General features: G+C 39.8%; 18 protein-coding genes. 4 read left to right on the forward strand and 14 right to left on the reverse strand.

The window, feature by feature from the left end; translation table 11 throughout:
* Positions 1–1,586 (reverse strand): choice-of-anchor L domain-containing protein (locus E4635_RS05380; RefSeq protein WP_211518735.1); only part of this gene is annotated, 1,586 nt, incomplete at its 3' end.
* A gap of 102 nt (positions 1,587–1,688) precedes the next feature.
* Between E4635_RS05380 and E4635_RS05385 the strand changes: the two genes are divergently transcribed.
* The 3 genes from E4635_RS05385 (at position 1,689) to E4635_RS05395 (ending at position 3,312) form a co-directional block, all read left to right on the forward strand.
* Positions 1,689–2,585, forward strand: coding sequence for a NifU family protein (locus tag E4635_RS05385; protein ID WP_135525605.1), 897 nt, complete (start codon positions 1,689–1,691; stop codon positions 2,583–2,585).
* 64 nt (positions 2,586–2,649) lie between these two features.
* On the forward strand, positions 2,650–2,850 hold the full coding sequence (locus E4635_RS05390; RefSeq protein WP_135525606.1) for a dodecin family protein: 201 nt from the start codon (positions 2,650–2,652) through the stop codon (positions 2,848–2,850).
* Between the two features lie 105 nt (positions 2,851–2,955).
* On the forward strand, positions 2,956–3,312 hold the full coding sequence (locus E4635_RS05395; protein WP_135525607.1) for a YtxH domain-containing protein: 357 nt from the start codon (positions 2,956–2,958) through the stop codon (positions 3,310–3,312).
* On the opposite strand, the gene tsaB is transcribed toward E4635_RS05395, so the two are convergent.
* From tsaB to E4635_RS05415, 4 genes are all read right to left on the reverse strand, one after another.
* Positions 3,313–3,981, reverse strand: a complete 669-nt coding sequence (gene tsaB / locus E4635_RS05400) for a tRNA (adenosine(37)-N6)-threonylcarbamoyltransferase complex dimerization subunit type 1 TsaB (protein WP_135525608.1) — start codon at positions 3,979–3,981, stop codon at positions 3,313–3,315.
* A gap of 102 nt (positions 3,982–4,083) precedes the next feature.
* Complete coding sequence (locus E4635_RS05405) at positions 4,084–5,415, reverse strand: efflux RND transporter periplasmic adaptor subunit (RefSeq protein ID WP_135525609.1); 1,332 nt, start codon at positions 5,413–5,415, stop codon at positions 4,084–4,086.
* Positions 5,416–5,425: 10 nt separating this feature from the next.
* On the reverse strand, positions 5,426–5,953 hold the full coding sequence (locus E4635_RS05410) for a hypothetical protein (RefSeq protein ID WP_135525610.1): 528 nt from the start codon (positions 5,951–5,953) through the stop codon (positions 5,426–5,428).
* Positions 5,954–7,309 carry a TolC family protein gene (locus E4635_RS05415; RefSeq protein WP_135525611.1) on the reverse strand — a complete coding sequence of 452 codons (1,356 nt, stop codon included), beginning with the start codon at positions 7,307–7,309 and terminating at the stop codon, positions 5,954–5,956. It lies immediately after the preceding gene.
* A gap of 171 nt (positions 7,310–7,480) precedes the next feature.
* On the opposite strand from E4635_RS05415, the gene E4635_RS05420 reads away from it, so the two are divergent.
* A complete protein-coding gene (locus tag E4635_RS05420; protein ID WP_135525612.1) occupies positions 7,481–8,875 on the forward strand; it encodes a DUF4403 family protein in 1,395 nt (464 codons plus the stop codon).
* Positions 8,876–8,886: 11 nt separating this feature from the next.
* On the opposite strand, the gene E4635_RS05425 is transcribed toward E4635_RS05420, so the two are convergent.
* From E4635_RS05425 to E4635_RS05465, 9 genes are all read right to left on the reverse strand, one after another.
* Positions 8,887–9,159, reverse strand: a complete 273-nt coding sequence (locus E4635_RS05425; RefSeq protein WP_135525613.1) for a hypothetical protein — start codon at positions 9,157–9,159, stop codon at positions 8,887–8,889.
* Positions 9,149–9,691 (reverse strand): DUF420 domain-containing protein, encoded by a 543-nt coding sequence (locus E4635_RS05430; protein ID WP_135525614.1) that lies wholly within the window; start codon positions 9,689–9,691, stop codon positions 9,149–9,151. The genes E4635_RS05425 and E4635_RS05430 overlap by 11 nt, the downstream gene beginning before the upstream one ends.
* A complete protein-coding gene (locus tag E4635_RS05435) occupies positions 9,691–10,374 on the reverse strand; it encodes an SCO family protein (RefSeq protein WP_135525615.1) in 684 nt (227 codons plus the stop codon). The genes E4635_RS05430 and E4635_RS05435 overlap by 1 nt, the downstream gene beginning before the upstream one ends.
* A 3-nt stretch (positions 10,375–10,377) precedes the next feature.
* On the reverse strand, positions 10,378–11,052 hold the full coding sequence (locus E4635_RS05440) for a hypothetical protein (protein WP_135525616.1): 675 nt from the start codon (positions 11,050–11,052) through the stop codon (positions 10,378–10,380).
* A 76-nt stretch (positions 11,053–11,128) separates the two neighbouring features.
* Positions 11,129–11,485 carry a cytochrome C oxidase subunit IV family protein gene (locus E4635_RS05445; protein ID WP_135525617.1) on the reverse strand — a complete coding sequence of 119 codons (357 nt, stop codon included), beginning with the start codon at positions 11,483–11,485 and terminating at the stop codon, positions 11,129–11,131.
* Positions 11,486–11,512: 27 nt separating this feature from the next.
* Complete coding sequence (locus tag E4635_RS05450) at positions 11,513–12,496, reverse strand: cytochrome c oxidase subunit 3 (protein ID WP_135525618.1); 984 nt, start codon at positions 12,494–12,496, stop codon at positions 11,513–11,515.
* 40 nt (positions 12,497–12,536) lie between these two features.
* A complete protein-coding gene (locus tag E4635_RS05455) occupies positions 12,537–13,124 on the reverse strand; it encodes a cytochrome c oxidase subunit 3 (RefSeq protein ID WP_135525619.1) in 588 nt (195 codons plus the stop codon).
* A gap of 4 nt (positions 13,125–13,128) precedes the next feature.
* Entirely contained in the window at positions 13,129–14,031 is a 903-nt protein-coding gene (cyoE, locus tag E4635_RS05460; RefSeq protein ID WP_135525620.1) for a heme o synthase, read from the reverse strand.
* Between the two features lie 84 nt (positions 14,032–14,115).
* The gene (locus E4635_RS05465; RefSeq protein ID WP_135525621.1) at positions 14,116–15,153 is read right to left on the reverse strand and encodes a hypothetical protein; all 1,038 of its coding nucleotides are present in this window, start codon (positions 15,151–15,153) and stop codon (positions 14,116–14,118) included.
* Positions 15,154–15,155: the final 2 nt, after the last annotated feature.

A 15,155-nucleotide genomic window follows, 5' to 3' on the forward strand; every position in this document is an offset into this window, starting at 1 on the left:
GTACCCCCGGAAGTCAATCCCGATAAAGTCGGAAGCTGAGGCGTTGTCACATCAGAACAGTAAGGACTGCCAGTATAAGAAAACGTGCCCGAAGGAGTCGAAACAGCATTTAATGGGAAGCTTCTATAACCGATACATCCGTTTACAAACAAATCTTCTATTTTCACCCAAATCAATTCTCCTGCTCCTGCACTCAAATAAGATGTTAAGCTACCGATAGGAATTGGAGATATTCCATTTTCAGCATTTGAAAGCGAAGTATAATAAGTAATTGTATAATCTGATGCGCTTAATCCATTTAGCATATAAGCTGTCTGGTCGATATTAAAAGAGTAGGGCCCCGTTCCTGTAACGCATATCGTTTTCGGTAACGGCTCGCGGAGCGGAAAAGGAGTCCTGTTAACAGTGATATCGTCCTTGCCAATTAGACATCCCGTTGCGCTGTATACAGTTAATTCGTATACACCATTCTCGGTGACAGTAATAGAAGGAGTAGTAACTCCCGGCATCAAAACAGTATCATGAGTCCATGTAAAGGTATTTGTACCGGCTGGAATACCGGAATTGATTGTAACTTCATCATCCCAACAACCAATAACAACATTGTTTATCTGATTTCCAAGAGCATCTGTCAGCTTCATTGGGGCTATTTGAAAGTTTTTCAGAAAAACCGCCGAATCAAACAAATTATCTCCTACATTTCCAACAGCTAGCTTAATATGGTATATCTGCCCACATTGCAAATCAGCGGTAGCTCTTAGCACAGTAGTGAAACCATCATACTGGATGCTTGTATTTGCTGCCGGTGAAGTTCCTTGTCCATTATTAACATAATAAAGACAATTGGTACAAGCTCCGGTATTATTCAAACCATGATTTACGTTAAAAATAGATACAGGTGTTGTAGTCCCGGGTATAAGGGCAATATTTTTTGCATTGTTAGTAAAACTAGGCGTAACGTCGGGAGCAATGACATCAGGTACGATACCAGGGCCGCTTAAGAAAAACCCAAAAACATCATTAACATTCGGGCTCAATGAATATTCAGGATATTCTTCCGAGGCAAAAATAAAATCAAAATTCAGTACGGGACCTGTTGCCATAAAATCGAACTCCACTATAGAAGCGTGCTCGACATCATTGGTTGTAATCTTCCTTAAATCAGGATCTCCAGTAGCGGATTCAGGGACATCTATCGATTTTGACCCATTATTATTGGGCCCAAGGGCAACGGAAGATTCTCCGGTTGTCATCAACATGCCTTTAGGGGAATTATCGAAAATCCTAATGCCATTGGCATCATAATTTGGCAAAAAGCCAAGACTTGTCAAGTTAAAGTTGGTGGAGAATTTATCCACTTGCTTTGAAGGTACCAATGCAGCTGCGGCATCACCTCTAAATTTGATATTGAAAGGTGTAACTCCCATGCCCACCAAATCCTGGGTAACAATCTGTGCAGGTGATTTATTCGGAACGTATACCGGTGGCAGCGTTCCTCCAGGATCAACAAATACATTTTCCAGAATTAACTGGGCTTGGGTGGTCAGTCCAAAGAGCAGGAAGGTTAATAGGTAAAGTTTTTTCATTGGCAAATTTTTATTAATAACAAAAGTTAAATAAATCTTTAAATCTTCAAATATACACTTTCATGTAAATTTTGTTTGTTAATTTTGTAAAAAATCGATAAAATGAAGCTTGTTACTATAAAAAATACACAAAATCCTAATATTTTAAAATTCGAATTCTCTTATTTTATATGCCCTAACCAAAGTTTTGAATATAAAAACATAGACGAATGCGCCAATTCACCTTTGGCACAACAATTATTTTACCTTCCATTTGTAAAAACAGTCTATATATCAGGGAATTTCATTGCCATCGAAAAATTCAGCATTGTGGAATGGGACGACGTAAAACATGCTTTGGCAGATCAGATGGAAACGTATGTAAACAGCGGCGGAGAAGTGGTAAAAGCAACTGAAGTCCCAAAAAAAACACCCGTAACCGTATATGCGGAAAGCACGCCAAATCCTTCTGTAATGAAATTTGTGGCAAGCAAACTCCTGACCAAAACCATCGTGGAATGCAAAAACATTGATGAAACAACAGCATCTCCTTTGGCTAAAGAATTATTCAAATTCCCTTTTGTAAAAGAAGTTTTCATTGATGAGAATTATATTTCGATCACAAAATATGCCGTAAGCGAATGGCAGGAAATCACGCAGGAATTGCGCACTTTTATCCGGGAGTTTATCGAAAACGGAAATATTGTTGTGGATGAGACCAAAGTAGTGGCTTCGGACAAGCAGGAAAAACAGCAGATTGCCAACTTTGACAACCTGGATGTCACTTCGCAGAAAATCATCAACATTATAGAAGAATATATCAAGCCGGCTGTTGCTGCCGATGGTGGAAATATCCTTTTCGATTCATTTTCGGAAAATGACAAAAAAGTAAAAGTAATATTGCAAGGCGCCTGCAGCGGATGTCCGTCGTCAACATTCACACTCAAAAACGGAATCGAGAATATGTTGAAGGAAATGCTCCACGACCAGGATATCAAAGTAGAAGCATTGAATGCCTAAACCTTTGTTTTTTAAGTTTTATTTTGTTAATTTTATTAGCTATAAACTTTAAAAACAATAAGTTATGTCAGTATTAAAAGTCATTGAAGTTTTATCGAGCTCTCCAACGAGCTGGGAAGATGCCGCGCAAAAAGCAGTGGAGAAAGCATCCAAATCCGTAAAGCACATCCGCTCTGTATATGTCCAGGACCAAAGTGCCCAGGTAACCAACGGCTCAATCACTGAATATCGTGTGAACCTGAAACTAACATTCGAAATCGAATAAGATATACTAAAGCACAAACCGGTGTTTCAATCCGGGAAGTGCTTTTTTGTTTTTCGTAAGATTTTTTTTCGTAATATTACTAGTATTAACCAAAAATAAAACATCATGGGAATAGGAAATTTTTTCAAGAACTTATTCGGTTCTAAAAAAGTAGAGGAAATCACGGATAAAGTAAGTGATTTTGCAGACGATACCATTGCTAAAGCAAAAGAAACCGCCGCTCCGATAATTGACAAAGTGGAGGATTTTGCAGAACACGCCGGTGAAAAGGTAAAAGAATTTGTCCCTCAGGCTACCGAAGCCATCGACAATGTTGTAGATACAATCAAGGAAAAAACAGGCTTCGCTGTTGATAAAGCGGAAGAAGCGGCCCATAATGCCGTAGATACTGCCGAGGAGAAAATAAACAACTTCGCAAACGATACTACCGAAGAGAAAACTCCGGACGAACCGGCCAACTAATTATTTTGAAGGACCGGTCATCATAAAATCCTTCAGGTAAAAAGGCTCAAAATAGGCGACATCTACAGTGTCGCTTTTTTTATGCTTTTCATAGGCCAAAACACCCATGTCTTTTGCCGAAGGAAACACAATAGCATCATGGAACGCAAATTTAGGATCCGTTAGGACGCTTTTGCATTTTGACGCGCCGTCTCCTATAAAGTGGATGATCCCTGAAATGTCCGAAAACGAATGCTCATCAATGATTTCCGACGCTACAGCCCGTATCTTTTCGTGTTTCGAATTAAATACCGCTGTATAACATTCCATCCTTCTGGCATCCAGCATCGGAATAATGACTCCTTCCGTGACAGTGAGCTGTTTGGCCAATGTTTCTAAAGTATCGATGGCAATCAAAGGGATTCCTAACGAATAGCACAATCCTTTCGCAGCCGAAACACCAATACGTAAACCGGTATAAGAACCAGGTCCCTGGCTTACTGCAATAGCGGACAAATCCTGGAAGCGGATGTTATTTTCCTTTACGATTTCCTCGATAAAAACATGCAGTTTTTCCGCATGCGAATACCCGTCCTCGGAGATTTCCCTACAGGCAATGGTTTCCCCGTTTTGGGACAATGCAACGGAACAATTCCTGGTAGCTGTTTCTATCGATAAGATATAAGTCATGTATATATGGTTTCAATACCGCAAATGTACAAAGATGATTCTTAAAAAAGAAAAGCCCCATCCCAAATCAGGAATAGAGCTTTTACTTGTGGTTATGTCCCATTAGCTTTTGGCTTCTTTCTCTTTTTTCTTTTCGGCCGCCATTTCTTCTTTGGTTTTTACATAAACCTCGTCTCCGGGATTCAATTCTTTTGTAACAACCGTATATGGGCCTGTAACTATGGTTTCTCCGCTTTTCAATCCAGAAAGAACCTCTATATAAGTATCATCCTGGATTCCGGTGGTAATGATCCTCAATTTTACCTTATTCCCCGATTTTACGAAAACACATTCAAATCTTTTTTCATTTTTTGCTTTTGTTACTTCTTGTCCTTCCGAATCATCATTGGTTTGCTCGGCAACAATTTTGCGGGCAGAAGTTGTATCGGTACGCATTACAACCGCACTGATCGGAGCCGTTACAACATTTTCCTTGCGGGTCGTAATGATATCCACCGTGGCAGTCATTCCCGGGCGGAAAGGAGAGAAATTAGCAGGTTTTCCCGCTGTCAAATCAGCATATGATTCTTTCAATATCCTTACTTTGACTTTAAAATTCGTTACCTGGTCTGCAGATAGAGCCGTACTTGCGGAATTGGAAATACTGGTCACGATCCCTTTGAATTCCTTTTTCAGGTAGGCATCTACTTCCACTTTTGCAGAATCCCCTATTTCTATTTTTACGATATCGTTCTCGTTTACATCCACTTCAACCTCCATATTATTAAGGTTCGCCACACGCATCATTTCGGTCCCGGCCATTTGCTGTGTTCCTAAAACACGCTCGCCCAACTCTACATCCAACCTTGAAATGGTTCCGTCAACAGGAGCGTAAATTGCTGTTTTACCAAGGTTTTCCCTGGATTCGTTTACTGTCGCGGCAGCACTTTCCACATTATAATGAGCCGCTTGTTTTCCGGCCTGCGCTCCTTCAAAAGCAGCAACAGACTTATCCCATTCCGCTCTTGAGATGATTCCTTTGTCAAATAATCTTTTATTACGCTCGTAATTCGCTTTCGCCTCTTTAAATTGCGCATCCGCCTGGCTCAAACCGGCTTTGGTGTTAGACAATCCGGCCTGGGAACGATTCAAACCTGAGGTATACAACTCCGGGTTAACGCGTACCAACAGGTCTCCTTTTTTTACGGTTTGGCCTTCTTTTACGGGTAAGGCTATGATTTCTCCCGAAACTTCAGAGGAAATTTTAACTTCGATTTCAGGTTGTATCTTACCTGTCCCCGAAACGGTCTCCACGATGGTCCGCTGCTCGATTTTGGCAATTTCAACTTCCGTCCCTTTTTTCTTCTCCCCAAAAACTCCCGCTTTGGATAATACTAACAGCCCTATTATTGCTACTGTTACTCCTGATAAGACATATTTTGTTCTCTTTGTCATGGCCGATTTATTATATTTTTAATTGTTTCATCAATTGAAGAACATCTTTTTTTAGATATTCTCCCATTAAAACCCGAAATTCCCCTTTATTGTTTACTATTATCAAGCCCCAACACAAATCACTCTTCTCAAAGAAATGTGAATACAGGTAATTATCCGTATCATAGTGAGTAAGGCATTCTTTTGCATTTTTGTTTTTGATTTCCTTATGCTGAAAATACAAATTCAGGACAGATTCATCAAATGGCAGCAAACTGTATATATTTTCTTCATACCATAAATGATCGCAATCGTCCATTCTATATTGATCATAAAAACAATCCCCGACAGGTTGTTTGTAATTAATGATGTAATTGGTACTGTCAGAAACCTCCCTATCTGTTTCAGAAGATACGAAAAACTTAAATTCCATAAATTCATCCGAGGTCAATTTTCCATAGAAATTCTGGCCGGAAGTCCTCACCTTATTTCTCAGATTGGTTTGAGCGTACGAAAAATTACAAAGAACCAACAACGCAAACAGCAATTTTATTTTCATTTAATTCTTTTTAATAATGGGAATCCCAAAATAGAATTCTAATATTTTTGTCCTGAAAATATAATCGTATTTGGTACGCAATACTTCTGATTGCGCATTTACATACAGCGTTTGTGCCTGGTTAAAATCAAAAACATTCATCAGGCCTACTTCGTAGCGTTCTTTCGCATACTGAAAAGCCCCTTCCCTGGCTTCAAGTGTCGCTACTGCCGCCTCATGTGTTTTTAGTGCGCCTTTTGTATCGGTATAAGCGGTAAAAACGGTTCTTTCCAAATCGAGTTCCTGTTGTTCCAATGCAATTTTAGACCGTTCCAGTGCAATTTTGGAACGCAGGACATTATTCCTAGCCGAAAACCCGTTGAAAACCGGGACGGTTAACGACAATCCGAAATTCTGCCCCAAGTTGTCTTTGAACTGATCTGAAAAAGAAGGAATCAAACTACTGTCAAACAATGTATTACGATGCAATATACTGGTTCCTATATTATAAGAAGCGGATAAACTCGGTTGGTAAGCGCCTTTTGCAATTTTCACGTCTTTTTCCGAAATCTGGACATTGGTCTGGGCCAATTTCAATTCGGTCCTGGTTTCTTTAGCTTTGCCCAGGATGACCTTGGGATCTTCCATCAGGATTGTACTTTCTTCCGAAGTGGTATCGGCTTCCACTATATCAAACTCTTCAAAATTTTCAAGCTGCAATAACTGTGCAAGGCTTAATTTTGAAATCAACAATGCATTTTCCGCCGCAATCAATCGCTGGTTATCTGTTGCAACCGTCGCTTTTACGTCGAGCAGGTCTCCTTTAGGGATGACTCCCGCTTCAACCAGTTCGTTTGATTTTTCCAATTGCTGGTTATCGAAAGCCAATTGTTCCTGTTGTACTTTCAGGTTTTCTTTATTGAAAAGGATCTGCAAATAAGCATTCACCACATTCAGGGAAACATCTTCCTGTATTTTTGTGAGTTGGTATTGGGAAGCGATGATCGAAAGTTTGGCCTTCCTCAATTCGTTCTGGTTTTGCAACCCTTTGTAAATATCAACACTGGCAGACGCTCCGAAATTAGAAGATTCAGTGGTCTGGTTTTGCTTGACACCGGTTAGCGGGTCATTGCTCAAACCTGTGCTCCAGGAATGCGAAGCCTGCCCGTTTACAGATGGAAGGAACCGTCCGATCGCATCTTTTTTGGAAATATCCGAAAGCTGCTTGTCCAATTGGGATTGCCTTATGGTTATATTATGTTCGATTGCATAGGCAACACATTCTTCCAATGTCCATTTCTTGGCCTGGCCGAAGGAAAATGTCGAAAAAATAAATGTTACTGCTAATAACAATAAACCTTTTGTATTTTGTTTCATATTAAAAATGGAAATTTTTGGTCGGTTTAAGGCCAATTTAAATCTTTCTTGTCATTTAAATCGTATCCTTTTTCCTCAATAAGTCCGATACACTTGTAATTTGTTACAGATTCCTCCTGCAATTTTTTGGAAAATAATTTTACATTTGTCTTGAAAACTATAAACCATCTCATGAAAAATATATTCTGTGCCGCGGTTTTAATGACTTTGGCAGCATTGAACAATGGTTGTTCCTCCACTCAAAAAATCGAACTCATGAAGCCGGAACCGGATGAAGCACTGCCGCTTACCTATACCGTAACTCCTTCTTATATCAGTTTTCCTGTCAGCCTGACCCTTAAGGACATCGAAAACCAAACCAACAAGGCACTCAACGGATTAATTTACGAAGACCATAACCTGGAAGACGATAAAACCGAAATGAAAATATGGAAGAACGACCCCATATTGATTTCGGAAGAAGACAAAAAACTAAAAATCACATTGCCGCTCAAGGTCTGGGCCAAAGTAAAATACGGAACTTCTGCCTTGGGAATGAACCTGTACGATACCCGCGAGTTTAACCTGAACGGGACGCTGACTTTAATGAGCGATGTCAAAATGAACAATTGGAAGGTCAGTTCGGTAACGGAATTAGGTACTATCGATTGGAAAGAAAGCCCAACAATAACCATCGCCGGAAAGCAAATCGCCATTACGTACCTCATAAATCCGACTATTAAAATGTTCCGGTCCAAAATTGAGCGTAAAATAGACGAGTCGCTGGACAAAACCCTTGATTTCAAATCGAATATGCTCGATATGATGAAAAAAGTAAGTGACCCGGTCGAATTAAGCCCTACCTATCAAACCTGGCTGAAAGTAACACCGCAGGAATTGTATGCTACGGATGCCGAACTCAAGAAAAATGCGGTAGAATTGAGCGTGGGACTAAAATGCCTTATCGAATCCAGCATCGGGCAAAAACCGAAATCGAGTTTCTCCAAGGAAAAAATCCTCCTGAAGCCCATTTCCAATTTACCGGACCGGGTTGCGGCAAATATTACAGCCGTTTCAACCTATCAAGATGCTTCAAAAGTGATGACCGCCAATTTTAAAGGAAAAGAATTCGGTTCCGGAAAGCGGAAAGTGATTATCCAAAATGTGGAAATCTGGCATAAAAGAGGCAAAATGATTATTGCGCTGGATATGCTTGGAAGTGTAAACGGCCGAATTTACCTGGCTGGCTTCCCACAATATAATCCTCAAACCAAAGAACTCTTTTTTGACGACCTGGATTATGCCCTGGAAACCAAAAGCCGGCTAATGAAAACCGCGAACTGGCTGGCGAGTGGCATGATTTTAAATAAAATCCGTGAAAACTGCCGCTATTCCATCCAACCCAACCTGGAAGAAGGAAAGCAGAACATCTTAAAGTATCTTAAGAATTATTCCCCGACACAGGGTGTTTTTGTAAACGGGCAATTGAATGATATTGCTTTTGAGAAAGTACAGCTGACCAATAATGCCATCATCGCTTTTTTAAGCATTACCGGAAACGTAAAGGTCAATGTGAATGGGATGTAAACCAGGATCTCTTAATGAGAACTGTTTTTCTTTTTTTGGAACATTTTATAAATCGCAAAACCTATCAGGGCTACCAGGATGTACGGAATTACCATCAGGTATACGATTCCGTCATTGACCGCCTGTGCCTGGCCAGTATCGCCTGAACTTTCCAAAGAAGCACGGCACATGGCACATTGACTATAACTTTGAAGAGAAAAGAAAATGGAAAGTAGAAAATAGACGCTTACCGTAAAACGTCTTATCTCTTTGTTCTTTGCTTTATTTTTTTCTTTATTTAACATAATAAGGTGAGATCATCAGGTACACAATTACGCCTGTTACAGCCACATACAACCAGATCGGGAAGGTGATTTTCGCGATCTTCTTATGCCTGTCAAAACGCTGCGAAAGCGCACGCACATAAGTGACCAATACCAAAGGTATAATGACAATAGACAGCAGGATATGGGTAATCAGGATGAAAAAATAAATAGGCCGGATAATTCCCGTTCCTCCGAATTTTGTTTCAATGGATGTCATATGGTACGCCACATACATCGCTAAAAAAGCCACCGAAAGCGCAATAGCCGTTTTCATCAGGTTTTCGTGGAGTTTCCTTTTTCCGTTTTTAATGGCAATTACAGCCCATACCAAAACGACTGCCGTTATACCATTGATGGTAGCGTAAATAGGAGGCAAAAACGACAATGGCTTTACATCATAGCCCAATTTCCTTAAATTCACTCCAAACAACAACGCTACTACCAAAGGAATAGCAATTGATAGAATGGTAATCCAAACATTGTATTTTTTCTCTGTACTGTTATTTTCCATTATTCTGCCAATAATTTAGTGATGTCCTGCTTGATTTGTTTTACTCCTTCTTCTTTTAACCCGTCATAATAGACAATCGGGTTCCCGAACTGGTCTTTCCTGCAACGGATATTCCCTTTTTTATCGATCAGGGCAAATAGGCCCGAATGCTCAAAACCTCCATTGACTTTGCTGTTTTCTCCTGCATATAAATTATAACCTTTGTTCGCCAGGTCAAATATTTTCGTGCGGTCTCCGGTGAGGAAATGCCAGTTGGCTCCTTTGGCACCAATATCTTCCGAATGCTTCTTCAAAACCTGCGGCGTATCGTTTTCAGGGTTAATACTGATAGATGCAATACCGAAATTCGTGTTAGCACCGAAACTTTCCTGGATGGTTTTCATATTCCTGTTCATGATCGGGCAGATACTTGGGCAGGTAGAAAAGAAAAATTCCACCACATAGACTTTCCCGGCATATGATTGGTTTGTGATGGTTTTGTTGTCCTGGTCTGTCAGGGAAAACTGAGGCGCCTGATGTACCGTAAACAAATCGCTTTTCACCGGTTCGCCTTCGGCCACTTTATTGAGCCGGTCGGACTTGACAACATCATTGTTCTTGATCCTGTCCACGATTTTGGGAATGCTGTAAATCCCGAAAACAAGGATGATAAAAGCCGTTCCTATGTATGATTTATTTTTCATCTTTTATTTACTTTCATGCAAATGGAAATCTTTGCGTTTGTTGTTTCTTTTCAGGGCCAAACGGTATTCGCGAAGCATGATCTTGACATCGTCTGACATTTCGTTATGCAGGTCCGCCGCCGAAACCGTATTATAGCTCTCCTTATATTCCTGCACCCCGGCTTTATTTTTGCCTTTGCGCCCACGGTGGTTCCTGTCTTTATCAATAATAATCACTTCAGAAGTATTGAGGTTTGCATCTAACTTCCCTTTTAACCTAAAAGAATCATAATACTGCTGGATCTCTTCAGGCTTTGCAAAAACAAATTTCCAGGCCGTCATGTTTTCGGTAAAATTGGATAATTTCTCCACCAACGCTTTCACTTCGTCCTGTTTACCGTCTGCGGCAATCATTACCATCTGAAAATCTTTGAAACCAACATAGTTGTCGTATATCTTCTGGTTCAGGTTGAAAATATTGCCTTCGCTGTTCTTGACATCATTTCCGACAAATCCTAAAACAGTAATCTTATTTTTGAGGAAAACCGGCTTTCCGTCAAGGCTGGACCATTTAGGCAGTTCTTTGTTGTTCTTTGAAATAGTCGGTAAGAAAAGTGAATTATGGGTAGCAGAGGCAAAAATTAAATAAATAACAATCGGCAGTGCAAGGAGACTTATGAGGACCAGTTTATTTTTCATCTGAAAAATTTATTTTGTGAGTACAAAAATAAAAAAAGCTCCGCATAAGGGAGCTTTTTTTTGAATTAATATGTTGTTAAAAATTCCATTTAATGGTAGAATTCTTAAACACTCCAAAAATATAATCAGCTTCAACTAGCAAAATGAATATTAAATATATAATCAGGAAAACCAATGGCCCAACAATAGACCAACGTAATGCTGCCTTTTCACCTTCCAAGTGCATGAAAGCCCACATAATCCCGTAAGCTTTGGCAATTGTCAATATGATGAAAATCCAATTCAACAGATTCATTCCTAAAACATTAGTAAAATGCAGTCCGTGAGGTTTAGTAATCCCTAAAAAAACTTCTACAATAGTGATAGCGGAAAGGACGAAAAATACTTTCCAGATTCTACCTACATTTGATTCGTGTGCGTGATCGTGTGACATGATACTCTTTCTTTTTTGGATTAAAAATTAAACTAGGTAGAAGAATGTAAATACAAACACCCAAACTAAATCAACGAAGTGCCAGTACAATCCAACTTTTTCCACCATTTCGTAAGAACCTCTTCTTTCATAAGTCCCTAAAAGAACATTGAAGAAAATAAGTATGTTGATCAATACTCCTGAAAATACGTGGAATCCGTGGAATCCTGTAATAAAGAAGAAGAAATCTGCAAATAATTTGCTTCCGTACTCATTTCTGGTCAGGTTAGCTCCTTCCACTACATAATGAGCAGTCTCCATTCTTTTAAGTGATTCTTCACGCGTAAGGATCGTTTTGTGTTTTGTAGTAGGATCAATTACCTCTGTACGTACCAAAACGTCAGGATGTGCTTTAAACCCTTCAGTTATCTGTTCAACAGTGTACGTAGGAATTGCAGGTTCATCAAAGAACCAAATCCCTTTACTTCTGGTATCCTGAACTCTTTCCGTAGGGATGTTTGCTGCGAAATCCGCCAAAGCGACCCTACTGTGGTTCGCATCGTTTTTCACGAATTGCAGGATGGAACCTCCTTTGGTTTCGATTGCCCCATATTCCCCTTTGATGAAATTTTTCCACTCCCAAGCCTGAGAGCCCACGAAAATCAAACCTCCGATAATAGTCAGAAACATATAAAGTATCACTTTATTCTTATTCATCTGATGACCCGCATCAACTGCCAACACCATCGTCACAGAAGAAAAGATAAGGATAAAAGTCATCAATGCCACATAATACATTGGCGCTGAAACACCATGCATAAACGGGAAGTGTGTAAAAACCTCGTCCGCTACGGGCCAGGTTTCAATAAATTTAAATCTTGAAAAACCGTAAGCCGCAAGGAATCCGGAAAAAGTTAAAGCATCGGAAACGATGAAAAACCACATCATCATTTTTCCGTAGCTTACACCCATCGGCTCATTTCCGCCTCCCCAAGTTTTACCATCAGTACTAGTAGTAACTGTCGTTGCCATAGAATTGTATTTAAAAAGTTGTCAAATTTACGTTTTTTTATTATTTCACGAAATATAAAAACAAAAACAAATATACCCAAAGAAAATCTAAAAAATGCCAAAACATCGCACCAAGCTCAATACCAGTGGATTGTGTGGAATTGTATTTTTGTTTAAAATGATTATAAATTATGATTAATAGTGAAATCATCCCTGCAAAAAGGTGCGCCAGGTGCAAAATAGTCAGTACATATAGGAAAGAAGACGTTACCGAACTTCCGCTTCCCGTAAAATAATACCCCATCTGAACCACTTGGCTGAACCCCTTAAATTGAAAAAACACAAAAGCAATACCAAGCACTAAAGTAGCCAGAAGGTACATTGTGGTATCCTTTCGGTTGTCTTTTTGGATTGCTTTTTTAGCCAAATGGATCGTAATGCTGCACAAAACGATCAAAATCGTGCTTATGGTAAAAGCCGGCGGCACTATCATCGTGTGGATCCAGTCTTTTCGCGAAGAACTTACCAGGTAGGCACTTGTCAAACCCGCAAACATCATAAACATACTCAGCATCGCAAACAGCAAAATCAGTTTATAAGACCTTGCTTTTCTTTGGTTATGCTCTTGCACCGACATTGTCATTTCCATATCCTTATCGTAAAAATTTATCTAAAATATATACTATCTGCAGTAGCGAAATGTACGAAACACTCACTAACATAAGCGCTCTTGCCGATTTATCATTTTGGTTTTTGTAGAGTTTCACAGCATAAAAAAGCATCCAGAAACCTAACAGGCCGACTATTACAGCCGAAACCGTAGTCAGGTACAATTGCCCCGTGTATCCGAAACTCGGCAGTACCGAAGCCACTCCCAGCCATAACGTATATAAAATGACCTGCATGGCTGTTCCCTTATCACGCTTACCGGTTGGCAGCATGTAAAAACCGCCTTTTTTGTAATCTTCAAACAAAAACCAGCCAATAGCCCAAAAATGAGGGAATTGCCAGAAAAACTGAATCAAAAATAATGTTCCGGCCTCGATGCCGAAATTATTGGTCGCCGCAACCCAGCCCAGCATAAAAGGGATGGCACCCGGGAAAGCACCTACAAAAACAGACAAAGGTGTCACTGTTTTAAGAGGTGTGTAAACGCAGGTGTATAAAAATATCGAAATGGCACCAAACATAGCTGTTTTGGGGTTGATCCAATATAAAATCACCAATCCGGCCAATGTTAAAGCTGTAGCAATAATGAATGCTGTGTTTACGCTCATCCTTCCAGATGGGATTGGACGGTTTTTGGTCCTGTCCATCAAGGCATCCAGGTCTTTTTCGATAATCTGGTTGTAGGCATTGGAAGCGCCAACCATGCAATAGCCACCAACAGCCAGCATAATAAGCACATATATGTTTTCGGTAGAGAATTCGGGAACGCCGAGCAAATAACCCGCTATTGAAGAAAAAACCACACTAATGGCAAGGCCAGCTTTAGTAATTTCTTTGAAATCAGTAAAAACGGATTTTAATGAATATGATGAATTCGTAGCGCTCAAGGCAGATTTTTTTTAAAAACTGGTGCAAAGATATAAATTACCATGCAGAATATGGAAATCTTGAATCTATATTTTTTTGATATTTTACTTTGGCAACCCAACCAAACGGGAAGCCTCTTTATTTTCTTCCCTAAAAATCTCCTCAAAAATAACCGTTCCTACAACAGGCCTGTAATGGCTGTTCTCATAATAATTTTCTTCGTTGCCCGTAAACTTGTTTTTTCCGGTGTAATCATAAAAATGATTCCCAAAGATTTTAACCAGAATAGCTTTATCATTCCTGTTCCATTTGACTTGCTCATACAACGGCCCGGCAACGATTTTGTATTTTGTTTTGTGTTTTTCCAGGATGGATTTCATCTCCAGGAGCATCTTTAAGTAATCGCTGTCTATCCGGCTTATGGAATCTTCTTTTGCTTTTTCGGGCCGGTCATAGAAAACGCCACCCAAATCCTTTACATATTGTTTGGGATTTTTTTCGATTTTCCGGTCAAGGCCGGTTTCTGTCATTTCGTTTGTAACGGGATCTACCGTAAAGGCATCTTCAGCAATCACATACACCATCCAGTCTTTGTATTGGCCTGTCCATTGGTAATTATAATACACCCATAAAAACCTCGGGTTCAGATACGCTTTCAAAAACGCAAAATGAAAATCCAACCAGGACTTCCCGGAAACGGCAGGATGTTTTTTGAACAAATGCTCGGTTCGGTTTTTTTGAGCCGTAAAACTCCAGTCCCTGCATAAAATAATCAAGGCATTCTTAATCGGGGCATTTTCCTTGTCCAGGTACTTCAATTTGGAAGCAATCCCCGCGATAGATTCTGCGGAAGCGTCAAATTTATACGGCACGGCATCTTTATCCAGGTATTGTTTCCAGGTATCTGTTTTAAAGGCAATTGTCCTGGAACTTCCGAAAATAAAAGAATTATAATGGTATTTGTCTTTGTTTTTGAGGTATTGTTCGGTAGAAATATAGTCACGGCTCGAAATTACCGGAGTCCGGTCATAATGATCATAGGTATAGATTACCTTAAACGGGTCAAAATACAGGTATCCGCCCAACAGCAAAACAGAAGGGATCGTCACAAACAAAAAAAGCCTCCGTAAGAATTGTTTCATAC

It is taken from the genome of Flavobacterium humi (genome assembly GCF_004745595.1).
Classification (GTDB): Bacteria; Bacteroidota; Bacteroidia; order Flavobacteriales; family Flavobacteriaceae; genus Flavobacterium; species Flavobacterium humi.

Excerpts from the sequence above, each read along its gene's own strand:
- E4635_RS05385 (WP_135525605.1), top strand. The coding sequence starts at position 1,689 with ATGAAGCTTGTTACTATAAAAAATACACAAAATCCTAATATTTTAAAA.
- E4635_RS05390 (WP_135525606.1), top strand. The coding sequence starts at position 2,650 with ATGTCAGTATTAAAAGTCATTGAAGTTTTATCGAGCTCTCCAACGAGC.
- E4635_RS05395 (WP_135525607.1), top strand. The coding sequence starts at position 2,956 with ATGGGAATAGGAAATTTTTTCAAGAACTTATTCGGTTCTAAAAAAGTA.
- tsaB (WP_135525608.1), bottom strand. The coding sequence starts at position 3,981 with ATGACTTATATCTTATCGATAGAAACAGCTACCAGGAATTGTTCCGTT.
- E4635_RS05405 (WP_135525609.1), bottom strand. The coding sequence starts at position 5,415 with ATGACAAAGAGAACAAAATATGTCTTATCAGGAGTAACAGTAGCAATA.
- E4635_RS05410 (WP_135525610.1), bottom strand. The coding sequence starts at position 5,953 with ATGAAAATAAAATTGCTGTTTGCGTTGTTGGTTCTTTGTAATTTTTCG.
- E4635_RS05415 (WP_135525611.1), bottom strand. The coding sequence starts at position 7,309 with ATGAAACAAAATACAAAAGGTTTATTGTTATTAGCAGTAACATTTATT.
- E4635_RS05420 (WP_135525612.1), top strand. The coding sequence starts at position 7,481 with ATGAAAAATATATTCTGTGCCGCGGTTTTAATGACTTTGGCAGCATTG.
- E4635_RS05425 (WP_135525613.1), bottom strand. The coding sequence starts at position 9,159 with ATGTTAAATAAAGAAAAAAATAAAGCAAAGAACAAAGAGATAAGACGT.
- E4635_RS05430 (WP_135525614.1), bottom strand. The coding sequence starts at position 9,691 with ATGGAAAATAACAGTACAGAGAAAAAATACAATGTTTGGATTACCATT.
- E4635_RS05435 (WP_135525615.1), bottom strand. The coding sequence starts at position 10,374 with ATGAAAAATAAATCATACATAGGAACGGCTTTTATCATCCTTGTTTTC.
- E4635_RS05440 (WP_135525616.1), bottom strand. The coding sequence starts at position 11,052 with ATGAAAAATAAACTGGTCCTCATAAGTCTCCTTGCACTGCCGATTGTT.
- E4635_RS05445 (WP_135525617.1), bottom strand. The coding sequence starts at position 11,485 with ATGTCACACGATCACGCACACGAATCAAATGTAGGTAGAATCTGGAAA.
- E4635_RS05450 (WP_135525618.1), bottom strand. The coding sequence starts at position 12,496 with ATGGCAACGACAGTTACTACTAGTACTGATGGTAAAACTTGGGGAGGC.
- E4635_RS05455 (WP_135525619.1), bottom strand. The coding sequence starts at position 13,124 with ATGGAAATGACAATGTCGGTGCAAGAGCATAACCAAAGAAAAGCAAGG.
- E4635_RS05465 (WP_135525621.1), bottom strand. The coding sequence starts at position 15,153 with ATGAAACAATTCTTACGGAGGCTTTTTTTGTTTGTGACGATCCCTTCT.